Origin of the sequence: Lactobacillus amylovorus DSM 20531, assembly GCF_002706375.1 — a bacterium.
Lineage (GTDB): Bacteria > Bacillota > Bacilli > Lactobacillales > Lactobacillaceae > Lactobacillus > Lactobacillus amylovorus.
On sequence record NZ_CP017706.1, the window covers coordinates 353,714 to 378,007 of the forward strand.

General features: G+C 38.1%; 27 protein-coding genes, 1 tRNA gene and 1 other annotated feature. Of the genes, 3 read left to right on the forward strand and 25 right to left on the reverse strand.

The genetic code is table 11. The annotated features are described in order from the left end of the window. Positions 1-5 precede the first annotated feature (5 nt). Genes priA through gmk form a run of 3 tightly spaced genes read right to left on the reverse strand, consistent with a single transcriptional unit; the run spans position 6 to position 3,297 of the window. Positions 6-2,405 carry a primosomal protein N' gene (gene priA, locus LA20531_RS01820; protein WP_056940128.1) on the reverse strand — a complete coding sequence of 800 codons (2,400 nt, stop codon included), beginning with the start codon at positions 2,403-2,405 and terminating at the stop codon, positions 6-8. Between the two features lie 50 nt (positions 2,406-2,455). Continuing rightward, entirely contained in the window at positions 2,456-2,680 is a 225-nt protein-coding gene (gene rpoZ / locus LA20531_RS01825; protein ID WP_003547927.1) for a DNA-directed RNA polymerase subunit omega, read from the reverse strand. 2 nt (positions 2,681-2,682) lie between these two features. After that, positions 2,683-3,297, reverse strand: coding sequence for a guanylate kinase (gmk, locus tag LA20531_RS01830; RefSeq protein ID WP_056940129.1), 615 nt, complete (start codon positions 3,295-3,297; stop codon positions 2,683-2,685). Between the two features lie 165 nt (positions 3,298-3,462). On the opposite strand from gmk, the gene LA20531_RS01835 reads away from it, so the two are divergent. Continuing rightward, entirely contained in the window at positions 3,463-3,747 is a 285-nt protein-coding gene (locus LA20531_RS01835) for a hypothetical protein (RefSeq protein WP_056940130.1), read from the forward strand. On the opposite strand, the gene LA20531_RS01840 is transcribed toward LA20531_RS01835, so the two are convergent. The 14 genes from LA20531_RS01840 to LA20531_RS01905 all read right to left on the reverse strand — a co-directional run bounded on the left by LA20531_RS01840 (position 3,748) and on the right by LA20531_RS01905 (position 14,938). Then, positions 3,748-4,188, reverse strand: a complete 441-nt coding sequence (locus tag LA20531_RS01840; RefSeq protein WP_056940131.1) for an ASCH domain-containing protein — start codon at positions 4,186-4,188, stop codon at positions 3,748-3,750. It abuts the gene before it with no gap. Beyond that, positions 4,181-5,863 (reverse strand): DNA repair protein RecN, encoded by a 1,683-nt coding sequence (gene recN / locus LA20531_RS01845; RefSeq protein WP_056940132.1) that lies wholly within the window; start codon positions 5,861-5,863, stop codon positions 4,181-4,183. Before recN ends, LA20531_RS01840 begins: the two co-directional genes overlap by 8 nt. A gap of 10 nt (positions 5,864-5,873) precedes the next feature. Then, positions 5,874-6,686 (reverse strand): TlyA family RNA methyltransferase, encoded by an 813-nt coding sequence (locus LA20531_RS01850; RefSeq protein WP_056940133.1) that lies wholly within the window; start codon positions 6,684-6,686, stop codon positions 5,874-5,876. Then, positions 6,687-7,556 carry a polyprenyl synthetase family protein gene (locus LA20531_RS01855; RefSeq protein ID WP_013642177.1) on the reverse strand — a complete coding sequence of 290 codons (870 nt, stop codon included), beginning with the start codon at positions 7,554-7,556 and terminating at the stop codon, positions 6,687-6,689. It lies immediately after the preceding gene. 2 nt (positions 7,557-7,558) lie between these two features. Then, complete coding sequence (locus LA20531_RS01860) at positions 7,559-7,801, reverse strand: exodeoxyribonuclease VII small subunit (RefSeq protein WP_056940134.1); 243 nt, start codon at positions 7,799-7,801, stop codon at positions 7,559-7,561. Next, the gene (gene xseA / locus LA20531_RS01865; RefSeq protein ID WP_056940135.1) at positions 7,791-9,149 is read right to left on the reverse strand and encodes an exodeoxyribonuclease VII large subunit; all 1,359 of its coding nucleotides are present in this window, start codon (positions 9,147-9,149) and stop codon (positions 7,791-7,793) included. Before xseA ends, LA20531_RS01860 begins: the two co-directional genes overlap by 11 nt. Beyond that, positions 9,136-9,987: a bifunctional methylenetetrahydrofolate dehydrogenase/methenyltetrahydrofolate cyclohydrolase gene (locus LA20531_RS01870; protein WP_056940136.1), complete on the reverse strand. Its 852-nt coding sequence runs from the start codon at positions 9,985-9,987 to the stop codon at positions 9,136-9,138. Before LA20531_RS01870 ends, xseA begins: the two co-directional genes overlap by 14 nt. Before the next feature lie 56 nt (positions 9,988-10,043). Further along, positions 10,044-10,436 (reverse strand): transcription antitermination factor NusB, encoded by a 393-nt coding sequence (gene nusB / locus LA20531_RS01875; protein WP_056940137.1) that lies wholly within the window; start codon positions 10,434-10,436, stop codon positions 10,044-10,046. Next, complete coding sequence (locus LA20531_RS01880) at positions 10,436-10,870, reverse strand: Asp23/Gls24 family envelope stress response protein (RefSeq protein WP_056940138.1); 435 nt, start codon at positions 10,868-10,870, stop codon at positions 10,436-10,438. Before LA20531_RS01880 ends, nusB begins: the two co-directional genes overlap by 1 nt. A 17-nt stretch (positions 10,871-10,887) precedes the next feature. Beyond that, entirely contained in the window at positions 10,888-11,457 is a 570-nt protein-coding gene (gene efp, locus LA20531_RS01885) for an elongation factor P (RefSeq protein WP_013438204.1), read from the reverse strand. Between the two features lie 82 nt (positions 11,458-11,539). Further along, positions 11,540-12,649 (reverse strand): M24 family metallopeptidase, encoded by a 1,110-nt coding sequence (locus LA20531_RS01890; protein ID WP_056940139.1) that lies wholly within the window; start codon positions 12,647-12,649, stop codon positions 11,540-11,542. A 126-nt stretch (positions 12,650-12,775) separates the two neighbouring features. Next, on the reverse strand, positions 12,776-13,066 hold the full coding sequence (gene rpmA / locus LA20531_RS01895) for a 50S ribosomal protein L27 (protein WP_013438206.1): 291 nt from the start codon (positions 13,064-13,066) through the stop codon (positions 12,776-12,778). Positions 13,067-13,086: 20 nt separating this feature from the next. Next, positions 13,087-13,398, reverse strand: a complete 312-nt coding sequence (rplU, locus tag LA20531_RS01900; protein WP_013438207.1) for a 50S ribosomal protein L21 — start codon at positions 13,396-13,398, stop codon at positions 13,087-13,089. A gap of 14 nt (positions 13,399-13,412) precedes the next feature. Next, positions 13,413-13,493 (reverse strand) — a sequence feature (ribosomal protein L21 leader region). Between the two features lie 68 nt (positions 13,494-13,561). Continuing rightward, positions 13,562-14,938 (reverse strand): DUF2325 domain-containing protein, encoded by a 1,377-nt coding sequence (locus LA20531_RS01905; RefSeq protein ID WP_056940140.1) that lies wholly within the window; start codon positions 14,936-14,938, stop codon positions 13,562-13,564. 152 nt (positions 14,939-15,090) lie between these two features. On the opposite strand from LA20531_RS01905, the gene LA20531_RS01910 reads away from it, so the two are divergent. Further along, the gene (locus tag LA20531_RS01910; protein ID WP_056940141.1) at positions 15,091-16,113 is read left to right on the forward strand and encodes a branched-chain amino acid aminotransferase; all 1,023 of its coding nucleotides are present in this window, start codon (positions 15,091-15,093) and stop codon (positions 16,111-16,113) included. 55 nt (positions 16,114-16,168) lie between these two features. Here the strand turns inward: LA20531_RS01910 and LA20531_RS01915 are convergent, their stop codons facing one another. From LA20531_RS01915 to LA20531_RS01940, 6 genes are all read right to left on the reverse strand, one after another. Continuing rightward, a complete protein-coding gene (locus LA20531_RS01915; protein ID WP_003547962.1) occupies positions 16,169-16,348 on the reverse strand; it encodes a 2-hydroxymuconate tautomerase in 180 nt (59 codons plus the stop codon). A gap of 49 nt (positions 16,349-16,397) precedes the next feature. After that, a complete protein-coding gene (locus tag LA20531_RS01920) occupies positions 16,398-16,838 on the reverse strand; it encodes a DUF2207 domain-containing protein (RefSeq protein WP_056940142.1) in 441 nt (146 codons plus the stop codon). 112 nt (positions 16,839-16,950) lie between these two features. After that, on the reverse strand, positions 16,951-17,853 hold the full coding sequence (locus LA20531_RS01925; protein ID WP_446197438.1) for an alpha/beta hydrolase: 903 nt from the start codon (positions 17,851-17,853) through the stop codon (positions 16,951-16,953). 106 nt (positions 17,854-17,959) lie between these two features. Next, positions 17,960-19,189, reverse strand: coding sequence for a GH25 family lysozyme (locus LA20531_RS01930; RefSeq protein WP_056940143.1), 1,230 nt, complete (start codon positions 19,187-19,189; stop codon positions 17,960-17,962). A 173-nt stretch (positions 19,190-19,362) separates the two neighbouring features. Further along, the gene (locus LA20531_RS01935; protein WP_013642185.1) at positions 19,363-19,719 is read right to left on the reverse strand and encodes an arsenate reductase family protein; all 357 of its coding nucleotides are present in this window, start codon (positions 19,717-19,719) and stop codon (positions 19,363-19,365) included. Between the two features lies 1 nt (position 19,720). Beyond that, a complete protein-coding gene (locus tag LA20531_RS01940; RefSeq protein ID WP_056940144.1) occupies positions 19,721-20,617 on the reverse strand; it encodes an alpha/beta hydrolase in 897 nt (298 codons plus the stop codon). Positions 20,618-20,768: 151 nt separating this feature from the next. On the opposite strand from LA20531_RS01940, the gene LA20531_RS01945 reads away from it, so the two are divergent. Then, positions 20,769-20,842: transfer RNA gene (locus LA20531_RS01945), tRNA-Arg, on the forward strand. 102 nt (positions 20,843-20,944) lie between these two features. Here the strand turns inward: LA20531_RS01945 and LA20531_RS01950 are convergent. Beyond that, the gene (locus tag LA20531_RS01950; protein ID WP_056940145.1) at positions 20,945-22,525 is read right to left on the reverse strand and encodes an ATP-binding cassette domain-containing protein; all 1,581 of its coding nucleotides are present in this window, start codon (positions 22,523-22,525) and stop codon (positions 20,945-20,947) included. Continuing rightward, positions 22,525-24,102 (reverse strand): ATP-binding cassette domain-containing protein, encoded by a 1,578-nt coding sequence (locus LA20531_RS01955; protein WP_056940146.1) that lies wholly within the window; start codon positions 24,100-24,102, stop codon positions 22,525-22,527. Before LA20531_RS01955 ends, LA20531_RS01950 begins: the two co-directional genes overlap by 1 nt. Between the last annotated feature and the right edge of the window lie 192 nt (positions 24,103-24,294).

Consider the following 24,294-nt stretch of genomic DNA (forward strand, 5'->3'; position numbering starts at 1 on the left):
CTCCTCTACATTATTCTTTCTGGTTCATTATCAATAAAAATACTTAAGCCATACTTCTTTGCTTCCTGTGCGGAATCCTGAACATGGTGCAATAGTTTATTCAAATTAGGTTCTTTTTTATATTTTACCAGTATTTGGTAATAATATTGATTTTTTACACGAGAAATTGCACTTGGCGTTGGCCCTAAAATAATCGTTTCTGCATGAAGCTCTTTAGTTAAATAGCGTTTGATCTTAAAAGCTTCTCTTGCAGCGTTTTGCTCTTTTTTAGCAGCAATTGAAATTAAAACAGTAAAGAAGTATGGTGGATAGTTTCCGGCGTGTCTAACGTTCATTTCATAGCCATAAAAACGCTCATAGTCCTGCGTCTTAGCTAATTGAATAGCGTAGTGTTCCGGATTATATGTCTGGATCAGCACTTCTCCTTCTTTATCTGCTCGGCCAGCACGCCCAGCAACTTGCGTTAAAAGCTCAAATGTCTTTTCAGAAGCATTGTAATCTGAGAGCCACAAACCTGTATCGGCATTGATTACTCCTACCAAGGTTACATTAGGAAAATCCAAACCTTTGGCAATCATTTGCGTTCCAAGTAAAATATCTGCTTCGTGATTACCAAATGCATCCAAAATTTTCTTGTAGCTACCCTTTCTACGGGTGGTATCAACATCCATGCGTAAAATTCTAGCGCCTGGCAAAAGTTCTTCCAACTCTTCTTGTACTTTTTGCGTTCCAGTACCCAAAAAACGAATTTGAAAACTTTGACAATTAGGACAACGAGTAGGAATTGGTTCAGTGTGACCACAATAGTGACACTGCATGCTGTTAGTATCCTTATGCAAGTTCAAAGATACATCACAGTTAGGACATTTTAAGACAAAGCCACATTCTCGACAAAGCATAAAGTTGGCAAAACCGCGACGGTTAAGCATCAAAATAACTTGTTCTTTTTTCTCTAGTCGCTTTTTAATCGCATCAACTAGTTCAAGCGATAAATCAAATTGGCCGCCTGCAAATTGAACATGTTTTAAATCGATTAATCTTACTTTAGGCAGCTTCTTATTGTTGGCTCTCTTGGTTAGTCGTAAAAGATGATAGACATTCTTTTGTGCCCTTGCACGGCTTCCTAAAGACGGCGTTGCGCTGCCTAATACAAGTGGACAGTAATGGTATTTACTGCGCCAGATAGCTACATCTCGAGCGTTATAGCGCGGATCAGACTCTTGCTTGTATGATGACTCGTGTTCCTCATCGATCACGATTAAGCCGATATTTTTAAGCGGTGCAAAAACCGCACTTCTGGCACCAACTACTACTTTGGTTTCGCCGCGGCGTATTCTGCGCCATTCATCATATTTTTCTCCTTCAGATAACGCACTGTGCAAGACAGCAACTTCTTGACCAAATCTGGCCTTTACCTGACGCACCATCTGTGGGGTAAGCGAAATCTCTGGCACCAGCATCAAGGCGGTTCTGCCTTGGGCTAAAGCTTTACTGATGGCATGCAAATAAACTTCAGTCTTGCCGCTACCAGTAATTCCTTCAAGCAAAAATGTTTCAGCTTTTTTCTCATCGATAGCTTTGGCAATTTCGTCTAAAGCATGTTGTTGTTCATCATTTAACTTGATTGGAGCTGGTTTTTCATCATCTTTAAAGCCGGCTAAAGGATCACGATAAACTTCAACTGCCTTTTTCTTTAGCCAGCCTTTTTTAACAGCCGAATTCAAGACTGCAGCGGTTAAACCCAATCCAGCTTCTAATTCCTTTTGTGTTTTGGGATAAGCATCGGTATGTTCAATGATATCCATCAAAAGCTGCTTTTGCTTTACCGCATTTTGCCGCAAAGTATTATAGATTTTAGTATATTCTTCCGGTGCCAAAGCCAATGCATATTGATTTTCCTTTTTCTTTTTAGCCTTATTGTCGACAACATACTCAATCTTGGCATCATCATTTTTTAGCAAACTGCGGATTTTCTTGATTTGTGTTGAATCTGTTATTTTATTTAAATCAATGGGATCGCCTTGAAAAAACGGCATCTCTTTAGCCTTTGAACTAGCAGGTAGCAATAGTTTACGATAGCCTGCCCGCATCACCCATGGCAGCATAGCCTGTAAAATTTTGATCCGGTATGAATAAATATTTTGTGCTAAATCTGCAGATAATTTAACTAATTCAGGCGTTAGTGGCGGCATTTCATCAACCACTACCAACAAATCCTTCATTTTGCCTTTAAAATTGCTAGTTTCAGATAGGCCGACAACAAAGCCTTGCACTTTTCTGGGTCCAAAAGGTACTACTACTCTTGACCCGACTTGGATTTCCTTCTCAATGTCAGAGGGAACATGATATTCAAAAACGCGATCAGTCTGTCGCGCCGCAACATCTACAATCACTTGAGCAATCATCTAATCACCTGTAAAAAAGACCTTCACCCCATAGGATGAAGGTCAATTAATTAATCTTCGAGGTTAACCTCGGCATGTGCTGGGTCAACTGTAACTTTTCCAGCAGCTATTTCTTCAAGCGCCTTACCAACGGCCTTATCACACTTAAAGTGTTCAAGTGTTGGGGGATCGCCAGCTTCAAGTTCATGTGCTCTCTTAGCAGCAAGAACAGATAATGAGTAACGTGAGTCAACACGTGACAATAATTTATCAATTGATGGGTAAGTAATTCTCATAATTAATCCTCCTTGACCATCTTGCGGTAGTCATCAATTACACGTTTAACACTGACATGTTCTGCATCAACAATTGCTTTAATATGATCTACTGCATTAGCTACTGTATCATTAACTACTGCATAATCATAGTCTTCCATTTCTAGAATTTCATTTCTGGCTTGCTTGATACGACCACGAATTACTTCTTCTGGTTCTGTACCACGATGTTCTAATCGCAAATGCAAAGTATGTAAATCAGGTGGGGTTAAAAAGATGAATACGCCATCTGGCATCTTTTCACGCACTTTTTGTGCCCCATTGACATCAATTTCAAGTAAAACATCCTTGCCTTCATGAAGCATCTTCTTCACTGGAGCGAGGGGCGTTCCATAATGATGTCCAACATATTCATTATATTCTAATAGCTCCCCATTTTTAATAGCTTCTTGAAAACGTTCCTCGCTGACAAAGAAGTAATCCTTGCCGTCAACTTCACCTGGACGAGATTTTCTAGTAGTCATTGAGACTGAATATTCAAATGGAAAGACCTTGTTCTCCACAATAGCACTTTTTACAGTCCCTTTACCAACACCTGAGGGACCGGAAAGTACAAGTAATAAACCTTTATCTGCCATGCTGAACTCCTCTTAGTAACTATTAATATATCTAGTTTGCACTAAAATCGCGAGATTTTCAAGTTTTCACTTTTTATTATTTTGTATGTGTCAAACACTTGTTTTGCAGAACCAAAGTTCGTATAATTATTTTATCGAACAACGGTTCAGTAAAGGATGATCAATATGACTAATTTTTTAACCAAAAAACTAAAAAAAGCTTATCACTATTTGTTCGAATACAATACTGATAAGCTTTGTATTTATAGCCAATTTAATGGCATAATTTTAGCACGTCTGTCTTATGCTATTTTGCACAAGAATTATATTTTAATTACCTTTCAGGATGGTAGCTACGAGATTGGCCAAATTCCCAAAAGAATTTCAATTGGACGTTTCGTTTTACGCGACATCGATCGAAAAATATTACGCATCGTTGATATCGATGATATTTTTCGTGTCGACCTATAATTAGCCCACTTTAGTAAAGGTCTCGCAGACCACCTCAGTATCCTCGGTAAATTTTTTACCTAATTCTTCCTTGCATTCCCAGGTGAAAAAAGCCTCATGAACTTTTCTCCAAGATTCATAGTTGCGATCGCCTTCACCTTCTAAGTAAGCGTGTTTTTCAGACACGTTTTTAAATGGCATGATCTCCACGGTCTCATTTTTTATGACGCATACTGGTTGATTATTACCATCTAAGACAATCGAATACATGCCAACAACTGGCACATCATCTGCTGATATATAGATGCTTGTTGTTGCTGTCTTGATTCCTCTATTAATCAAATCACTCAAAACATCTGCATCGTGACTATTAGCACCAAATGCATAAGCTCCTTCTAATGCATTCGGTGCTATTTTATTTTTTTGACAAAATTCATTCCAAAATTTGCTAATACTATTCATCTTTTATGCTCTTAATCAAATCAGCGGCATTCTTCTTAGCTGCATCTGTCACGTCTTGTCCGGCCATCATTTGTGCAATGGCAGTAATTGTTTCTTCCTTGCTTAATGGGCCAATCTGAGTGAAGGTTGAACCATCTTTTACTTGCTTAGCCACAAGATAACGTTGATCACCTGCAGCAGCTACTTGAGGTGAGTGCGTAATTGCAATTACCTGCTTGTTGTGACCAATAGAATGCATCTTTTTACCAATCGCAGCAGAAACACGACCAGAAACACCAGTATCAATTTCGTCAAAAATCATTGTTCCTACCGGTTCAACGCGGCTAAAGATAGCCTTCAAAGCTAAAATCAATCTTGATTGTTCACCACCAGAAACAATTTTTACTAATGGCATCAAATCTTCACCAGGGTTTGGAGCAATGAGAAATACAATTTCATCTGTACCCTTTTTAGTAAAGGTTTTAGTTTCATCAAAATTGATTGAGAAGCGAGCTTTTTCCATGTATAAATCAGCAAGCTCTTGCTTAATTTGCTCTTCTAGTGAATGCGCTACTTTTTCACGAGTTAAATGCAACTTGCGTGCTTTTTGCGTTAAACGTTTTTCTACTTCTGCAACTTCAGCTTGAATCTTCTCTTCATCAAGGCCACCAGTTTCAAACTGGCTGAGTTCTTTTTGTACCTTGCTGTAGAAATCAAACACGTCTTTCAATGTTGGACCGTACTTTTTCTTCAAAGAATTCAAAGTATCAAGTCGATTAGTGACATATTGGAAACGTTCTTCGTCAAAATCCATCTGGTCCATCAAGTTGGACAATTCACTGCGAGCATCATTTAAAGCATAAACACCGTCATCAACAGTTTTGGCAAAGTCCTTAAACTTGGAACCAAACTCCGTTAAGTCGGTAGCCGCATTCTGTGCATCCCCCAACAATGTGGCTATTCCATGCTCATCATCATCGTAAAGCTGCATAAAGTAGTTAGCCGTATCTGCGATCTTTTGATAATTATTCAGCTCGTTATACTCTTCTTCGAGCTTTTCATCTTCTTCAGGATCCTCTAAGTCAGCGGATTCCAATTCATTATTTTGAAATTGCAAAATATCTTGCTTTTGTGCCAATTCCTGTGCATCCTGACGCAAATGACGCAGTTGACTGGTCAGCTTTTGCCATTTTTCAAAATCAGCTTGATAATCTGCCAAATCATCCTTAAAAGAAGCTGGTGCATAATTATCAATCAAATCAATCTGACGATCCTGATCCATTAGAATTTGCTGATCGTGCTGGCCATGAATATCAACTAAATAATGGCCTAAATCACGCAAAACGTTAATCGTCGTGAGCTGTCCATTAATTCGTACTACGTTTCTGCCTTTAACCGCCAGTTCACGGCTAATTACCAACTGATCATCATCATGAGGCAAACCATATTGATCGCATAGTTGAGCAATTTTTTCTTTCTGGTCATCAAGCTCAAACAGTCCTGTAATGACAGCCTTATTTTCACCCGATCTGATCATTTCTTTTTGACCGCGACCACCCATTAACAATGAAACAGCATCAATAATAATCGATTTACCAGCACCGGTTTCACCAATAATGACCGTCATCTTTTCTTGAAAGCGAACCTTCAGACTTTTAATAATCGCAAAGTTTTTAATATCCAGTTCGACTAGCATCTCATCACTCCTAAAGCCCGTTTACAGCGCGCTCGACTACTTCCTCTGGGGTACCTTGCCATAGGTTATGACCACCATCTGCTTCATCTTTTTGCAAATGAATCAAAAATTCGATATTGCCTTTACCACCCTTAATAGGTGAATAATCAACGCCTAAAACGTTGAAGCCGATGTCCAAAGCTTTTTGCATAGTATGTTCAATGACTTGCTTATGAACTTCATGATCATGCACAATGCCATGCTTACCCACATTTTCAGGACCAGCTTCAAATTGAGGCTTAATCAAACAAACAGCATCGCATTTATCCTTCAAAATGGCATACATTGGCGGCATGATCAAATCAAGTGAAATAAATGAAACATCGGTCATCGCAAAGTCAGGCAAACCTTGATCAAAATCTTCCGGCTTAGAGTAACGGAAATTTTGCTTTTCCATTACCACAACTCTTGGATCATCGCGGAGTTGCCAAGCGAGCTGATTATAACCAACATCTAATGCATAAACCATCTTGGCACCATTTTGCAATGCTACATCGGTAAAACCACCAGTTGAAGCACCAATATCCAGACAGATCTTATCCTTTAAATCAATATCAAAAACTTTTAAGGCTTTTTCTAATTTAAAACCGCCACGCGAAACATACTTTTTTCCATCATCTTTAACGTAAAACTTTTCGCCTTCTGGAAATTTAGTTCCGCTTTTATCAATTCTTTGATGATTATGATCAGAAACCAGTCCCGCCATAATTGCTCTTTGTGCTGTAGAACGAGAGTGAAAAATTCCTTGTTCTGCTAATAAAATATCCGCTCTTTGCTTTGTCATTTATAACACCTTTTGATATAGATCCAAAAATCCTGCCAAGATTTCACCATTCAGGCCGTGCAAATCATCTTTGGCTTGCTTAATCAAATCCCTTAATTCTTTACGACTCTTGTCAATGCCAAGAAGAGTCAAGGTATTGTTCTTGCCTTCTTCTTGGTCCTTATGCGTTGCTTTACCAGCTTCTTCGCTAGTTTCAACAACATCAACGAGATCATCATAAATTTGATAAGAGCGACCAAAGGCCTTAGCATAGTCAATTAACTTAACTTGTTCAATATCTGTAGCCTTAGCATAAACAGCGGCCATTTCAACACTAGCTTGGATTAAGCAACCGGTTTTTAGCCATTCCATCTTATTGATAAAATCAGCATCCCCAGCAACACTTTCATTATTGGTAGAATCAATATCCAAATATTGACCGCCAACCATACCGTTAGGACCAACTGCTTGCGTAATAATTTTTACCAATTCCGCAGAATTACTGCCTTGGGCAATCCATTGAATTCCGAGTGGCAACAAGGCATCCCCAGCTAAAATTGCTTCAGCTTCGCCCCACTTTTTATGACTGGTCAATTTGCCGCGACGATAATCATCATTATCCATTGCAGGTAAATCATCATGAATCAGTGAATAAGTATGAATTAATTCAATTCCGCAGGCAATTCTAATTTCTGGTTCTTCAATCTTCTTTCCTAAGGCATTTAGTGTAGCTAAGAAAAGAAGTGGTCTAAGGCGCTTGCCACCAGCCATTACTGAATATGACATAGTTTGACTAATCTTTTTGCTATCAACTTCATCAGCTAAGTGCTTAGCTAAATAATCATCAATAACGGGTGTCCAATCATCTTTAAAGTAAGTAAATGCTGTCATTTTTATTCCTCTGGTGCTGATGCGTTGTTAGGATCCAATTTGTGTTCAGTGCCGTCGTTATCAATCAACTTAGCTACAGTTTCTTCGGCACTAGTTAACTTCTTATCCAAGTCACGACTAATTTTTACACCTTCTTGGAATTGCTTCAATGCATCTTCCAATGGAACATTACCATTTTCAAGATTGGTTACGATTTGTTCCAAATTGTTTAATTGTTCTTCAAAATTATTCTTCTTAGTTGGCATTATTTTCTTCCCCTATTTTTGTAACTGTTGCTTCAACTTGACCGTCTTTGAAATGCAGGTTCAAGCTTTCCTGCTTTTTAACTTGTTTTACTGAACTAACTGTCTTGCCATTAGCATCAGTAGTATAAACAAAACCACGCTCTAAGGTTTTAAGCGGACTGTAGTCATCTAATTGCTGAACGGTCTTGCTAAAGCTGTTGCGCTTGTCTTTTAAGTAGTGCTGCATATTATCAGACAAACGTTTGGCCAAAAAGCGCTCTTGTTGCTGCATCTGTTGCATCTGCTTATCTGGACTTGCACCAAATAATCTTTGTTTTAACAAAAGATAACTCTGCTTTGAATGATCAACCTTATTTTGCATACTGTTATGCAAACGATCCTTTAAGCGATCAACCGTCTCAATTTGCTGGTCATATAAACGCGTTGGTTCACGCATAATAACCGAGTTCTTTACTCGATTCAAGCGATCGCGTTTTTCACGAATAATTGCTTGCATGCTTGAGAATAAGCGACTGCGCAGTTGCTGAATACCAGCTAATTCATCAACCAAATTTGGCGTAGCATACTCAGCGGCGGCAGTTGGCGTAGCAGCTCTGGCATCGGCTACCAGGTCACACAAAGTGGTATCGGTTTCGTGACCAACTGAAGAAATAACCGGCATTGGCATTGCATAAATCTGACGGACCACTTCTTCTTCGTTAAAGGGCCACAAGTCTTCAAGCGAACCACCACCACGGCCAATGATCATGACATCATACTTATCACCTTGCTCAGCTATTTGACGCATCGCACGTACTAAGGAATCTGCCGCAGTATCACCTTGTACTTGAGCAGGATAAAGGTCGATTTCGGCATGAGGAAAACGGCGGTTAGCAGTGACCATGATATCGTGAATAACCGCACCTGAAGCACTGGTTACAACTGCGATTCGGTCAGGAAAGCGTGGCAGTTTTCTTTTATGATCTTGGTTAAACAAGCCTTCTTTAGCAAGCTTGGCCTGTAATTGCTTTAATTGCTCATAAAGTGCACCAAGTCCAGCTGGTTCCATGTTTTCAGCGTAAAACTGATATGAACCTTGAGGGCCATACACGCTGACATAACCAGTAACGTAAACCTTCATCCCTTCTTCCGGTTTAAATTTAACCTTGTCGAAGTATGAACGAAACATTACCACATTAATCTTTGATTTTTCATCCTTTAATGAAAAATACTGGTGTGAATTACGGCGATATCTAAAGTTGGATAATTCACCTTGCAGAAAGACCTTATGTAAGTATGGATCGTTTTTAAATTTCTGCGTAATATAATAATTTAAATCTGTAACCGTTAAATATTTATTTTCGGCCATTTTGTCTCCTAGTTAATTTAACTACTGCTTCCATTAAGAATTGTACAGTAAGAGGACCTACACCACCAGGGACAGGAGTAATATAGCTGGCTTTTTCTTTAACCGCATCAAAGTCAACGTCGCCGACTAATTTACCATTAAGATGATTGATACCTACATCAACAACAACGGCGCCATCTTTTACCATGTCAGCCTTAACCAATAACGCTTCACCGGTGGCCGAAACAATGATATCGGCTCTCTTAGTAAGTTCGGCTAAGTTAGTGGTTTCTGAGTGAGCAATCGTTACTGTCGCATTTTGTTCAAGCATTAATGCAGCGAGGGGCTTACCTACAATATTGCTTCTACCAATGACAACAACGTCCTTACCCTTAAGTGGAATTTCATAATGTTTTAAAAGCGCAATAATTCCTTCTGCAGTAGCTGGCTCAATAAAGTGATCTTCCATCCATAGACGACCAATGTTAGCAGGAGTTAAGCCATCAACGTCTTTGTTGGGATCGATTCTTTCCAGCAACTCATCTGCATCAATTTGTTCAGGAGCTGGCAACTGGACCATTACCCCATTTATATCAGGATTCGCATTTAGCTTATCAATTAAGTCTAAAACTTCTTGTTGTTTAGTATCAGCTGGCATTTGATAAATATCTTGGATAATGCCCATCTTTTCAGCTCTGCGCTTTTTGGTGCGAACATAAATTTTGCTAGCAGGATTGTCACCAATATTTATTACGCAAAAATGTGGCGTTATTCCTTCAGCTTTTAAATTCTTAACCTTTTCTTTAAGATTTTCCCCTAATAAATTTGCTAAAGCTTTACCATCGAGAATTTTTCCCATTAACTTTCTCCTTACTGTTAAAAAAATAGCCGGCAAAACTGCCGGCTATTCATCCATTAAACAAAGTTTGCTAACATACCATTAATAAATGGCTTTTCTTTTGGCTCAGCAAATTCGTCACATAAATTCAAAGCTTCATTTACTGCTGCTTTAGGATCAATTTCATCGCTATTTTTGATTTCAAAAAGAGCAACTTCCATAATAGCAACGACAATTTGACTTACACGCTCTAGACGCCAGCCTTTTTTTAGGTGCTCTGACAAAGCAGATTGTAAATCTGCACGATTTTCAAGCACACCTTCGATCAATTTCTTCGAATAGGCAGAAAGCTGTTTTAAATTAAGCGCTGCAACGACTTTAGCTTCAACTTCTTCAGCATTTAAATCTGGCTCTTGATTAGCCAAATAAATGGCTTGCATAGCAACTTTGCGACTTTCGTGTTGGTTCATTATTTCTCTACTTCATCCTCCGGAAACAGCTTTGAGGTAGTTTCCTCAGGATCTTTTTCATCTTCTGGGAAAACTAAACCTACAACATGTACATTAATTGACTTTAGTTCAAGGTCAGTCATTTGCAATAATTGTGCCTTAAGTTGCTTTTGAATTGCCATACCAACTTTAGGAACATTTATGCCACTTTCAAGATATACGTAAACATCAGCAACTAACTTGTTATCTTCATCAACCTTAACATTAACGCCTTTACCATGATCTTCACGGCCAAGAACCCAGTTAAGACCTGATCTTAGACTGCCGCGCATACCTGCAACGCCATCAACTTTTTCAGCAGCAATACCCAAAATAACTTCTAAAACACTTGGATCAATTTTAATTTGTTCGCTGTTTTCTTCGCCACTTAAGAGAATTTTTGAACTATCTGCCATTTCGCTACCTCAAAAAACTACTTATTAGCACGTGATACGTAAGTACCGTCAGAGGTGTTAATAGTTAAAACATCGCCTTCGTTAATGAAGAATGGTACGTTAACTACCAAACCAGTTTCCATAGTAGCTGGCTTACCACCACCTGATGAAGTATCACCCTTGATGTTAGGTTCAGTCTTAGCAACCTTCAAATCAACAGTGTTAGGTAATTGAATACCTAAAGTTTCACCATCGTGCATAATTACGCTAACAACCATGTTTTCAAGCAAGTACTTGGATTCATCGCCAATTTGTTCATTTGGAATTGCCAATTGGTCATAAGTTGAAGTATCCATGAATACGTAGCTTGAACCATCGTTGTACAAGTATTGCATTGACTTAGTTTGAATATCTGCAGTTTCAACCTTAGCAGTTGAACGGAAAGTATATTCTTGTACAGCACCAGTTCTCAAGCTCTTAAGCTTTGAACGAACAAAGGCACTACCTTTACCTGGTTTTACATGTTGGAATTCAACAATGCGCCATAAATCGTTGTTGTATTGAATAGTAAGGCCATTCTTGAATTCATTTACTGAAATCATTGTCATATATTAAGTCCCTCATTTCTACAATAATATCTTACCAATCTTAAACGGTTTTGGCTATAACTTCAACCTATTAAAATTACAACTATAAAGAAATTAGTTCATCTTTAGGCAAAGTTGATAGCGTTTCTGGAGTTTGATCATGAACCAAAATATCATCTTCGATTCTAACCCCACCCTTGTCAGGCAAGTAAATACCTGGTTCAACAGTGTGGACCATGTTGTTAACTAATTTAGTGGTTCTAAATGGCAAAGCTGGCTGACAAAGTTCATGAATCTCTAGACCAATTCCGTGACCAATACCGTGGCCAAAGTATTCGCCATAGCCTTGTTCGGTGATGTAATCACGTGCTGCCTTATCAACGTCATGACCGGTATTACCGACAACGGCAGCTTCTATTCCGCGACGTTGTGCTTCATGCACAATATCGTAAATTTTGTGCATTTCAGGATCTACTTCACCTAAGGAAACGGTACGCGTAATATCAGCAGCATAACCATGGTAAAAACTACCGAAGTCGATGACAATCATGTCACCTTCTTCAATCTCTTTATCGCTGGCCACACCGTGGGCCCAAGCTGAGCGAACACCAGAAGCTATAATTGTATCAAAGTCAGGACCATCTCCGCCATTAACTTTGAATAAATAATCAAGTTTAGCACCAACTGCACGTTCTTTTACGCCTGGTTTGATCATTGGCAAAATTGCCTTAAAGCTTTCCATTGAAATATCGATTGCTTTACGCAATGCGGCAATTTCTAATTCATCCTTAACATTGCGGACACGTTCAACCAACTCCTCAACCATTTCAAAATCGATGTCAGGATTAAGTTCCTTTAACTTAGCAAATTCAGCAGCTGAAACAAATTCGCCTTCAACTAAAACTTTCTTCACATTAAGCTTTTTAAGGGCCTTAGTAAGTTCTTCGTAATCACTGGAGTGTTTCATAACAACATCCATTTCACCTGGAGCTTGGGCCTTAATTTGTCCTGCAAAGCGTGAATCTGACAAAAGAGTACGTTCACCTGCGGCAGTTAAAATAAGTTGAGCTTCTTCACCGGTAAAATTGGTGAGATAACGATAATTAGCTTGATTAAAGATGATCATTGCATCGGCTTCGTGCTCTTTAATCAAGTCTGTGACATGATTAATTCGGTTATTAATCAATGACAATAATTGTTGCTTTTCTTCCATAATCAGAACCTTCTTTGCATAGTATAATTTGAATCTATTATACTAGAATTTCAAGTCTAATATTTGAAAAAGGTTACAAAAAAGACGAATGGTCTTAACCATTCGCCTTCTTAATTATCTTCTGAATTACTTAGCTTCTTCAGCTGGGTATACAGAAACTTGCTTCTTGAACTTGCCAAGACGTTCAAACTTAACAACGCCGTTAACAAGTGCAAATAAAGTGTCGTCTCCACCTTGACCTACGTTCTTGCCTGGGTGAATCTTAGTACCACGTTGACGGTAAATAATTGAACCTGCGTGGATTGATTGACCGTCACCAGCCTTAGCGCCTAAACGACGACCAGCTGAGTTACGACCGTTGGCAGTAGAACCGCCACCCTTGTGGTGGGCAAATAATTTCATACCTAAAATATTCATAATCATTTCACCTCTGAAAATTAAGCTTCAATCTTTTCAACTGTAACCTTAGTGTAAGGTTGACGGTGACCATACTTGCTGTGTGAGTGCTTCTTAGGCTTGTACTTGAAAGTTACAACTTTCTTTTCCTTACCTTGCTTTTCAACTTTAGCAGTTACCTTAGCACCATCTACTAATGGAGTACCAACTTTAACGTCGTCACCATTAGCTACAAGGATAACTTCGTCAAAGGTTACTTTGCTGCCTTCTTCAGCATCAAGCTTTTCTACAAATACGCTGTCGCCTTCTGCAACTTTGTATTGCTTACCACCGGTCTTAATAATTGCGTACATTTGTACACCTCCGAAAAAATACTTAGACTCGCCGAACTGAGGTGCTTCTTACTCAAGAAGACTTCTAACCCCGAGCCGTGCGGTTGCAGATGTGGAGGTCCCCACAAATACAACTCTTATATAATACAACGGTTTTCAGCGGATAGCAATAATTTACTATAAATTACTTAGTCTCTGCTTCTTTATATTCAATGGATTGTGTTCCTTCATAAGCTGGCAAGCCATTTTCAGCCCGATAAAGTGCACGTTCAAAAGAACGATATCCTTTAGATGAAGAAACAGCAAATTTCACGCCATATTTTGAGGCAAATTCTTGGATGTTCCAAGTTGCATCGTGAGCGGCATATGCGGTCATCAGGATCACGATATCAAGATCCTTGATTTGTCGCTCCATGATCTTCTTTTTGCCTTCAAAAGCATCAATTGGAATAGGAATACCATTGTATCTAGTAACGATGCCTTCGAGAATACCTTCATTTTGGTTGTCACCAACCGCAATGCCGACTCTTTGATAGTGCAGATTCATGTCCAGCTTGGTTAATTCTTCCGCGTTATCCTTCTTGGATTTGTCTTTCTTCTTATAAGATAAATCAGACTTCTTTGGCGGATCTACTTGATAAATCCAGCGAATTTGAACGGCATCACTTGGATTCTTCTTAATTCTCACATCCCCTGTGTACCAGGCAAGATCTACAATCGAACCATCTTCGAGGTGAATATTTTCGCCTTGATAATAACTAGAGTCAACCGGAATAGTTACTTCTTTGCCGCGAATGCGCAGTTTTTCACCCTTAATATTGCGCGTAATTGCTAACTGGCCAGTCTTTCCTTGAACTACCGCATAACGGAACTCTTCAATTGGATCGTAGTCACGTGTGCGCAATTTGCGATAACCAACCACACGCAACACTTCTGCTTCATAGTTTGGATTGTCCTTATCTTCTAAGGCTTCGACAATATCGCCACTCTTTAAGTTCAAGGAGTGAATTTGTGATTCCTTGATTCTAAAAACAATTTGACCATTATCATTAATCAAATTGCATCCCGAAAGAGTCCGAATAACTGTGTAACGTCTTCCCTTACGATAGTCACGCTTAGGTTGTTCCTTAGGCTTTAAGGCGTCTTCAAAGATTTTCTTGTTAACTGCTTCTGTTGTAGTCTTAGACTTTTGAATGGCCTGGTCAAGTTTGCCGAGTACATTACCATAACGTTTGCCCACGCCAGGAACAAAAGTAATCTTGTGCAAGGCTTCAAGTGACTTCTTCTTAGCAGCCTCATCACCAGGTGTTTCAATTAATTCAGTCAAGCCCATCAATAATTGCTTAAATTGCTTTACATCTGCGTTTCTTTGTGCGATTGATTGTGTGTTAGCCATCTTCTTAGGCTTAGGAGTTTCCTTTTTAGGTGCCGCTTTTTCAGCTGTGCCACCTTCTGCCATAGCAAGAATTGCCTTAATTGCGTTTAAACTATTGGCTAAGCTTTTATCATCTGCGTCAGTTTTATTTAAAATAATTTTGATATTATTTCGATAATCGTACATAGTTTCACCACTTTTTCCAAATATACATCCTATCTATTATATGCTTACTTTTAATAATTAAAATTAAAACATAAAGTTATCAGTTGTATTTTAAGCTTAATCTAACTATAATTTATCGAAAAAACACTTTAAAAATATAAGGAGGCATTTTTATGACTAAAACTCGTCCAGAAGACTTGGATTGGAACAAGCTTGGCTTCAAATATCATGACTTACCCTATCGCTGGGTAGATGAATTTAAAGATGGTAAATGGCAAGGCGGTCATTTGACGCAAGACTCTACTATCACTTTTAATGAAGCAGCTGAAGAACTCCACTACGGTCAGGAAATCTTTGAAGGTTTAAAGGCCTACCGCAGAAAAGATGGCGGCATTAACTTATTTAGACCTGACCAAAATGCCAAAAGAATGGCAAATTCTGCTAAGCGTCTTTTGATGGAACCTTATCCAGAAGATGAATTCATTAAAGCAGTTAAAGAAGTCGTTTTAGCCAACCAAGATTTCGTTCCTCCTTACGGCTCAGGTGGTACGCTGTACCTTCGTCCATTTATGATGGGAACTCAGCCAATTGTCGGCGTTTCACCTTCTGAAACTTATCAATTCAGAATTTATGCCACTCCCGTTGGCGCCTATATTAAAGGTTTGAAACCAATGCCATATGAGGTCAGCGACTACGATCGTGCTGCACCATTTGGTACTGGACAAGCAAAAACTGCCAACTACACCAGCAGCTTGATGCCATCATTGATTGCCAAAAAGAATGGTTTTGCCGATGCCCTTTACCTTGATCCAAAAGATCACAAATATATCGATGAATTCGGCGGTGCGAACTTCTATGGCATTACTAAAGATGGCCAATTCCAAACACCAAAATCAGACTCAATTTTACCTTCAATTACCAAACGCTCCATCTTAAAGATTGCTAAAGACTTAGATCTTGATCCAGTCGAAACTAAGATTCCAATCGAGGACGTCGATCGCTTCGCAGAAGCTGGCGAAATGGGGACAGCTGCTGTAATTTCACCAGTCGGCTCACTCACTTATCAAGGTAAAAAGTACGTCTTTGGTAGTGAAACTGAAGCTGGTCCGATCACCCAAAAACTTTATGATACTTTAACTGGCATTCAATTTGGCGATCTTGAAGACAAATATGGTTGGACTGTTAAATTAAGTTAAACAAAAATAAGCAAAGAAAAATGATCTTCTACCAAAATAGAAGATCATTTTTTGTTTAGGCTCTCCATTCGCCGCCTTGGCCGTATGAATGCTTACCTAATTCATTGATGATTACGTGGATGTGTTCCTTAGGAGCACCAGTATTCTTGTGAACTGCTTCGGTAACGTCCTTCATCAAATTAGTGATTTGTTCGTCTGAACGCCCTTTAATTAATTCAATATGTACAAATGGCATAATATTCAACTCCCTATCTTTATGAATTTGCTTCAATTATAGCAGAAAATTAACCAAAAACTTCGGCTGCAGCTAGAATTTCGAGCTTTGATTCATCTACTTTATCTCGACCATATGCATCAAAGAAGCGATTACGATACTTATCAGTTTTCAAATCAAAATTAAGTTCAGCCGTATCTTTATAGTTAGTGATTGCATTTAAAATTTTGTAGGAATATTCAACTTTAACATTGTCATCCTCATCAATGCGATGAAAAACCTTAAACCGGTATGACTTACCATATCGCGTTAATTGATAAGTATTATTTTTACCACTATTCGAGGGCACAACATTTTGCCCATCAACCTTGACCTTAACCCCAGTCAAATTCTGCTTTTTTGTTAAATTTTGCTGATAAAAAACGCCATGAGCATCGCTATCAATTTCATAATCAATCTTGCGGTGCATCGTTAAAGAGCCATCACGATTGACTTTAGCTGTGACATTCATATCTGTAATATCATAATGACGTCTGCTCTGGCAGTTTGCGTAAAAACAGCAAATAAACTCAACACGCCCAAAAAAGCCAGTAAACTAAGAACCTCCTTTTTCATATCTATCCTCAATTTTTCTTCAAAAAATCGGTAATCAAGCGGTTAGCACGCGTCACATATTTACCCTTAAAATCATGACCAGCATGCTTGAAAATATATAATTTCGAATGCTTAAACTTCTTATTAGCCTTCTCTGAATATGTTTCAGGCACAATGATATCGTCTGTACCATGCATGATCAGTACAGGACCATTGTATTTAGTGGCAGATTTTAACAAGTCATAATTAAACAGTTTAGCAAAGTAATTCTTACCCACTGTAAAACCAAACAGATTCAACGTATCAGGCACGCGATTAATTGATTTAAAGGCAACCTGCGCATAATCAGTAATTGAAAATGCAGGGTAAAGCAAAATTAATGACTTAACTTCTTTTGGATATTTAGAAGCAAGCATCGCGGAAACGGCCCCGCCCTGGCTTTCACCTAACAGCGATACCTGATTGCGATCAACATCGCTTCTATTTCTAACTGCATTTAAAACTGTCTTTAGATTTTGCTCCTCCGTAAAAATCGACATATTCAATTGACCAACGCCTGTGCTGCAGCCATTTTTGGCACCACCAGGATAATCAAAAGCATAAGCGACATAACCCTGACCTGCCAAATATTGTGCATATTTAGTTACATCACGGTAGTTGCCAGCTAAGCCGTGCGATAAAATGACCGCCCTTTTCTTACCTGGTAAATTCTTGGGCAAGTACAATCGACCATATATATTGATGCCATCTTGATTGATATTCCAATCTTGCTCCAATACTTGATATTTCTTTTGGGGCAAGCTCTCCCTTGTTTTATTTCGCTTAACTGTTTTTACTGATGAATCTGAATTAGTATTATTTTTATTCATCGTGCATCCCGTCAACGCGAATGCCAAGCTAAGCAAAACTAATGTTGCTAATTTTTTCAAAATTTATTTCACCTTAATTAAAAAAATACCTAAGCGTTTCTTAGGTACTTTTATTATACAAAAAAAGCGCGCGCATATTCACTCGCGCTAAATAGATACTTATCTTTTTTTAGAAATTAGCTGACTTAACGTATAAGCCCTTACCAATACGGTAGTAGTACTTACCGTTAATGTTAAAGCGTGAACCGTAAGTCTTAACTGGAGTACCTTTCCTCAAAACTCTCCAGTTCGCACGTCTTCCTGCGTGGTTGTAGATATAAGCATTGCGTCTCATAACACGTGAGTTACCTAAAACGTTGCTTGCCATTACATAACGGTCATTGCCAACCTTAAGAGCAGTCTTGCCATTATCCAAAGTTACAGTTGAGCCGTAGTATTGAATGCCGTAGTAAGCTGCGTAGTAGCCGCTTTGACGTTCACCCTTCTTGTTGTAAATGTAGGCCTTCTTCATTACGTAAGCAGAAGTTACTGGTTCGGTTGGAGTTGAATCAGTCTTATTGTCAGTAGATGAAGAATTTGAGTTATTAGTAGTATTTGAATTACTGCTTGAAGGAGCTTGTGAAACAGCACCGTTGTTAGAAGTTACATTACCGTTAATTGATAATGGAAGAACAGCAACGTTACCATCAACGCTTAGTCCGCGCCAGTTATCAGTAAATTGCCAAATTGATACACCGTCCATTGATGGGAAGTAATTAAAGTTAGGATTATCAATTCTACCTGAAATAGCATATGAAGCTACCCATAATGAGTTAGGGTACTCACCAATTACGCTGCTGGTATCAATGTTGTTTTGCAAAACTGATGAACTTGCGTAAAGAAGTGGTTGGTAACCAGCTGCCTTGATTGTGTCCATGAATGCAATGATTGCGTTAGCAGTTGGCGTCTTACCACCATAAATGTTGTTGCCTTGGCCAGTTTCATAGTCACAAGCAATATATGAACCCTTTGGTAAACCAAATGCTTGCGCTGCCTTAACAGCATAGTTTGCTTCTGCTACAGCAGCACTTGAGTTAGAACTAAAAGTAGCAAAGTGGTATGCCATTGGCATCATATTGTTAGAAATAGCTGTAGAAATTTGGCTTGAAGCCTTAGGGTTACGGTATGAAGTACCTTCACTTACCTTAACGATAGCAAACTGTGCACCTACTTGAGCATGACTTGATAAGTCAGCATTTTGGTAACTGGCAACGTCCACACCAAGTGAACGTGCTGCAACAGATGTAGTTGATGCTTGAACAGTAATTTGTGGTCGATTAATTTGAGTTACTGCCACTCCTGCAGTTTCTAATACGGTTGCACATGCCAATTTAATAATTAATTTTTTGGTTGTAGTCAATCTTCTCGTCCTCCACTATGTGAAAAAATTCAAATTCACACTTGTTGATCTTCCTAGTAATACGAAATCAAATTTAGGATAAGCTCGTTTGAGATTTTAGTCAATAGATTCGCTCTAGATGTAAGGTTAGCTTAATCTTTGTCATAATTTTGTATCATACAAGGCTAAAAGCTTTACAGCCAAGTTTCTTCATAAATATTTTCTCTAAAACCACAAGTTAAATGATCATCGCCGACAACAAGCGGACGCTTAATCAGTTTGCCATCTTTGGACATCATCTCGGCAGCTTCTTCAATCGTCATATCAGGAATTTTGTCCTTTAATTTCTGCTGGCGGTAATGTTGACCAGATGTATTGAAAAAGTATCTTAAACCGCGATCTTGATACTTAGTCATCCACTTAATCAAGTCTTCTTTTTTAGGTGGCTGTTCAACTAAATCTTGGAACTCATACTTTACGCCATGATCGTCTAACCACTTTTGTGCTTTCTTTGAAGTAGAACAACGTTTATAACCATAAAATTTAATCATATTAATCCTTCTTCATGTGTTCTCTAAAGAATTCAAGTTCTTCATCGTTAGCAATATCGGCTAATTCATCCTTTTGACTTACGAAAAAGACATGGCCACGAGGATGATCTTTATCGCCATATGATTTACAAATTGCATGCACGCCGCGACCTAATAAGAAGCCAAATAAAGTAAACTGCATATCATGCAAGAAATCATTATTTGAAGTAATTAAGAATGTTGGCAAGAAATTAGAGTTAATATACTTTTCAACGTCAAGTTGTTCGTGATACTTATCAACTGCTTTAGGAGTGAAGTAAAGACTCTCAAGACCATCAAGACTTTCGGGAGTTAAAACAAATGAAGCAGCACAGTTAAGTCCAACTGCTCTAAACTTTAAGTTAAGCGGCTTGTATGGGAACAATTTGGCATAGTCTGGATTAGTCAAAATCGTGACATATTGCTCAGCCATTTGGCCACCAGCACTATCACCAACGATGAAGACATTGTTTCTATCTAAACGATATTCTTCTGCGTGATCATCAACCCAGTGCATGTAGCGGTCGATATCGTCCAATTCATCAGGAAATTCGGCGTCTTCTGGGGCAAGGCGGTAGTTAGGGTTAATGAAGGCAAAACCATGCTTAGCCAGATTCATGCCGTAATATTGGTAAGTTTCTTTGGTGCCGTAAACCCAACCACCACCGTGGATATTGATGATAACAGGAAATGGCTCATCAGTCTTTTTAGGCAGATAAACATCTAAGGTATGCCATTTGTCTGGGCCGTATGATAAGTCATCGATCCGTTCAACCTCGGGAATATCATGTGGCAAATCTTTGTCACGTTCGTCGTCGCTCTTTTTGCATCCCGCACGATACTCTGTGACAAACTTTTTAAGTCTCTGTGAAAGTTCCATAATGCTTCTCTTTTCTATTATTTATTGATCACACTTTAATTATACTTGCTTTAAAATAAAAAAATAATTTTTTTCAAAATATTCCTTGCATTTTAAATGGGTATTCCCTATAATAGTTTATGTTCTGTTGAGGACATACAAACATACAGATGGTCTGGTAGCTCAGCTGGATAGAGCAACAGTCTTCTAAACTGTGGGTCGTGGGTTCGAATCTCACCCAGATCACTAAAGTAGCAACGCTTGTGGGCGTTGCTTTTTTGTTGCAAAAAATAGGCCAAAGAAAAATGCCGATAATCTTTGCTTTACGCATTGATTGTCGGCATTTTTTTATCTAGTTAAACAGATTTCATGATCAAAGATCTTCTGCATCTCATCATTAAAATTATGTGCGATAAACACAATCGTGGCATCGGTCTTAACTAATCGTTTCAAAATTCTCATTGTTGCAGCTGGGTCAATTGCACTTGTTCCTTCATCAATCAAGATTAGCTTACTATCATGAACCTTACTACGAGCTAAAACTATTTTTTGCCTTTGACCACCTGAAACGTTTAATTTATTCAAATCAATTTCTGTTTCAATTCCATCTGGAAACTTCGATACGTCACTAGCTAGCTGCACATCGTTAATTGCTCCAGAAACAAATTGTTCTAGTTTATCATTAAACATCGTAATATTCTCGGCAATCGTCGCTGGGAACAGCACTGGAGATTGTGGCAAATAACCAATTTCGGCTAAATCTGGCTTAACTACTTTCCCACTCTCATCAAAGTATTCAATTTCACCACGAGTGGCTTTTTCTTCGCCTAAAATCAACTTAAATAAAGTACTCTTGCCAGAACCAGAGTCACCAGTAAGTAAGACCTTTTCACCAGCATTAACTTGAATATCTGGAAAAACTACTTCTTCACCATTTTTAAATTTTATAGCTAAATCTTTAGTTGAAAAAGCAACTGGCTGCTTCAAGTCATTTGATTTTTCATCAATGATCTTTTTCCTGGCCTGTAAAATTTGCTTACGCAAATCCTTAGTTGCCTTCATTCGACCGCCATAATCAGCTATTCCTTGAAGCGAAGCAAACATCGCTGAACTAAAGTTACCAATACTTGCAATTAAACCAAAAGCAGCCCAATTATTAACCACCAAAAATCCAGTTAACAGGAAAATCAATGCATCCCCAACTGAATAAGCTAATTGATTTAAATAGTCCAGTTTTTGATCTACCTTTTGTTTTTCAACGTTAACATTTTCCAATTTACCTGAACTCTTAGCAATCACGTCAAACAACTTTTGTCCTGCTAAATATCTGCGCAGTTCTGAAAGACCAATGAGCCAATCACCCAATGTCTTCAGATACTTTTTATTTGCATCAGATACTAGACTGGTAACTTTCTGTAATTGCTTATCCATCAGTTTAGGCAAATAAATCTGCACTGCCGCAAAAATTAAACACACAAGAAGTAAGCTCCATTGAAATGTAAACAGTGTAAGGGCTACGCTAAACACGCTAACGAGCATCCCTGCCACATAACGAAATGAGTTTAGATAATCATTGTGTAGCAACGTTAAATCATTAGTCATTCTGTTCTGCACGCTGCCCGCATGATGACTCTTACCATCTTCAAAATAATGGTCTGTCAATTCCTGTCTAATTAAATGAAGGTACCTTTGCACATGTTTTTGCCATAAAATACCTGCAAGATTATAAAAAAGATAAACAAAAACATAACAAATAATTTGCAAAACAGTCCAAAATACAAACATCTGTAAGTTGCGATTACGTACTGCATTAAATTGCAGCGTTAAAAAGTAAGCTACCCCAATTTCACCTGCTGCACCGGCCATTTGAAGTAAAAGTGCAATGCTAAAACTCCACGGATTTAATTTGAACAATTCTTTCCAGCTCATTATTTACCCTCCAAGTGAATTTCACGATCAAACAACGCCCTTTGCTCTTCACTCAAGTTGTGTGCAATCATCAAAAGTGTTTCTTTTCCCTGCGTTAAATTACGTAAAATCTTCGTCGCACCCTTTTGATCAATCGCACTAGTTGCTTCATCTAAATATAAAATTGACTTTTCATGAACCATTGCCCGCATTAAGACGACTTTTTGTTGCTGTCCGCCTGAAAGCAAATTATGCTTTACTTCAATTTCAGTATCTAAACCTTCTTTTAATTTTTCTTCATCACGAATAAAAGCATTTGCTTCAATTGCAGAACTAACACAACCGTCCAATTTGGAATCAAACATTGTGATATTCTCCAAAATCGAAGCGTCAAACATCGTTAAATCCTGTGCTAGATAGCCTATTTGATTAAAATCTGGATGAATGATCTTATTATTTTCATTCTTATAAATCACTTCACCACTGATTGGCTTAATTTGTCCTAACAATATTTTCAATAAAGTAGACTTACCAGTACCACTATCGCCTACAAGCAGAACTTTTTCACCACGGTTAATGACAAAATTAGGATAAGCAATCTTCTCACCATGCTCATATTTAACAGACAAATTCTTTACTTCAATTGAGGCAATTTCATCAATCGAATCATATTTCTTATCTGCTTCAATTTTTTGCAATTTGGCTAGCTGATCTCTCAAGGTCTTAGTTGACTTAAGCTGAATATACTTAGTTACACAACTATTTACACTGTAAAAGATCCCATTAGCAAAATAGCCAGCAGTTAGAATTGCACCTAAGCTCACTTGATGATTAAAAAATAAAATTCCCGCAATGACTGGTACGCCAACTCGGCCCATAACATCAAAGATGGCTGCAACCATCTCTACATAAATCATTGCTTTATCACGTTGATATTCACTTTGTTCAAGTTGATGGCTTGATTTGCCTATTTTCTTTTTTAAAACCGATTTATTTTTATATCTTCGAAGTTCTTCCAAACCATTGAACCAATTTTCAATTAGATTCAGAAATTGTGCATTCTTATTAGAAACTCTTTTAGTTGCTTTGTTGGTATATTTTTCCAGCAACTTTGGCACTGCAATTGCGAAAAACGAAATCACCAGACTATATGCCACCAATATCCAATGGAAGGTAAACAAAGTCCCAATCGTTAAAATGACATAGATCAAATCACAAGCAAAATAAAAATAAACATCATAGTAGTTTGTCTGGATCATTTGTAAATCGTTGCCCAAATGATTTTCCATATCTGCCACTTTATCTGGTTTCTGATAATAATGTTTAGAAATATTTTGCCGCACCTGATGAAATAGATTCTGCGTTTGCTTAGTATTTTGAACATTAGCAATATTGAAACTTGAATTGCAAATTTGACCAAACACAAATTGCACAGCAATTAATTCAATAAATAAAGCAAATTTTCTTTGTGAAATTGCATTAAGTTCTGGACTAGTCAAGTACGTATAAAAAGTAGTTGTAGCTTGTGTGAGCGTGATTAAAAACAGTACTAAAAATGCACGCTTATAGTTTGTTTTAAGATAATCTTTTAGACCCATTATTTTTCCTCGTTATTACTTTTACAACAAATTGACGAACTGTTTTACATCCCTAATCTGATTTGTCGCAAAGAAAAAGCACTGTCATTCGCATTCGAATTAACAGTGCAACAAATAAAGGTCGATTTTATAAAAAATCGCCTCTGATTCGTTTACTGCTAATACTGATTGCAAAAAATGGGCGCACTAAAT

What these genes read in the sequence shown, in the direction of transcription:
- priA (WP_056940128.1), bottom strand. Translation starts at nt 2,405, where the DNA reads ATGATTGCTCAAGTGATTGTAGATGTTGCGGCGCGACAGACTGATCGC.
- rpoZ (WP_003547927.1), bottom strand. Translation starts at nt 2,680, where the DNA reads ATGAGAATTACTTACCCATCAATTGATAAATTATTGTCACGTGTTGAC.
- gmk (WP_056940129.1), bottom strand. Translation starts at nt 3,297, where the DNA reads ATGGCAGATAAAGGTTTATTACTTGTACTTTCCGGTCCCTCAGGTGTT.
- LA20531_RS01835 (WP_056940130.1), top strand. Translation starts at nt 3,463, where the DNA reads ATGACTAATTTTTTAACCAAAAAACTAAAAAAAGCTTATCACTATTTG.
- LA20531_RS01840 (WP_056940131.1), bottom strand. Translation starts at nt 4,188, where the DNA reads ATGAATAGTATTAGCAAATTTTGGAATGAATTTTGTCAAAAAAATAAA.
- recN (WP_056940132.1), bottom strand. Translation starts at nt 5,863, where the DNA reads ATGCTAGTCGAACTGGATATTAAAAACTTTGCGATTATTAAAAGTCTG.
- LA20531_RS01850 (WP_056940133.1), bottom strand. Translation starts at nt 6,686, where the DNA reads ATGACAAAGCAAAGAGCGGATATTTTATTAGCAGAACAAGGAATTTTT.
- LA20531_RS01855 (WP_013642177.1), bottom strand. Translation starts at nt 7,556, where the DNA reads ATGACAGCATTTACTTACTTTAAAGATGATTGGACACCCGTTATTGAT.
- LA20531_RS01860 (WP_056940134.1), bottom strand. Translation starts at nt 7,801, where the DNA reads ATGCCAACTAAGAAGAATAATTTTGAAGAACAATTAAACAATTTGGAA.
- xseA (WP_056940135.1), bottom strand. Translation starts at nt 9,149, where the DNA reads ATGGCCGAAAATAAATATTTAACGGTTACAGATTTAAATTATTATATT.
- LA20531_RS01870 (WP_056940136.1), bottom strand. Translation starts at nt 9,987, where the DNA reads ATGGGAAAAATTCTCGATGGTAAAGCTTTAGCAAATTTATTAGGGGAA.
- nusB (WP_056940137.1), bottom strand. Translation starts at nt 10,436, where the DNA reads ATGAACCAACACGAAAGTCGCAAAGTTGCTATGCAAGCCATTTATTTG.
- LA20531_RS01880 (WP_056940138.1), bottom strand. Translation starts at nt 10,870, where the DNA reads ATGGCAGATAGTTCAAAAATTCTCTTAAGTGGCGAAGAAAACAGCGAA.
- efp (WP_013438204.1), bottom strand. Translation starts at nt 11,457, where the DNA reads ATGACAATGATTTCAGTAAATGAATTCAAGAATGGCCTTACTATTCAA.
- LA20531_RS01890 (WP_056940139.1), bottom strand. Translation starts at nt 12,649, where the DNA reads ATGGAAGAAAAGCAACAATTATTGTCATTGATTAATAACCGAATTAAT.
- rpmA (WP_013438206.1), bottom strand. Translation starts at nt 13,066, where the DNA reads ATGAATATTTTAGGTATGAAATTATTTGCCCACCACAAGGGTGGCGGT.
- rplU (WP_013438207.1), bottom strand. Translation starts at nt 13,398, where the DNA reads ATGTACGCAATTATTAAGACCGGTGGTAAGCAATACAAAGTTGCAGAA.
- LA20531_RS01905 (WP_056940140.1), bottom strand. Translation starts at nt 14,938, where the DNA reads ATGTACGATTATCGAAATAATATCAAAATTATTTTAAATAAAACTGAC.
- LA20531_RS01910 (WP_056940141.1), top strand. Translation starts at nt 15,091, where the DNA reads ATGACTAAAACTCGTCCAGAAGACTTGGATTGGAACAAGCTTGGCTTC.
- LA20531_RS01915 (WP_003547962.1), bottom strand. Translation starts at nt 16,348, where the DNA reads ATGCCATTTGTACATATTGAATTAATTAAAGGGCGTTCAGACGAACAA.
- LA20531_RS01920 (WP_056940142.1), bottom strand. Translation starts at nt 16,838, where the DNA reads ATGAATGTCACAGCTAAAGTCAATCGTGATGGCTCTTTAACGATGCAC.
- LA20531_RS01935 (WP_013642185.1), bottom strand. Translation starts at nt 19,719, where the DNA reads ATGATTAAATTTTATGGTTATAAACGTTGTTCTACTTCAAAGAAAGCA.
- LA20531_RS01940 (WP_056940144.1), bottom strand. Translation starts at nt 20,617, where the DNA reads ATGGAACTTTCACAGAGACTTAAAAAGTTTGTCACAGAGTATCGTGCG.
- LA20531_RS01950 (WP_056940145.1), bottom strand. Translation starts at nt 22,525, where the DNA reads ATGAGCTGGAAAGAATTGTTCAAATTAAATCCGTGGAGTTTTAGCATT.
- LA20531_RS01955 (WP_056940146.1), bottom strand. Translation starts at nt 24,102, where the DNA reads ATGGGTCTAAAAGATTATCTTAAAACAAACTATAAGCGTGCATTTTTA.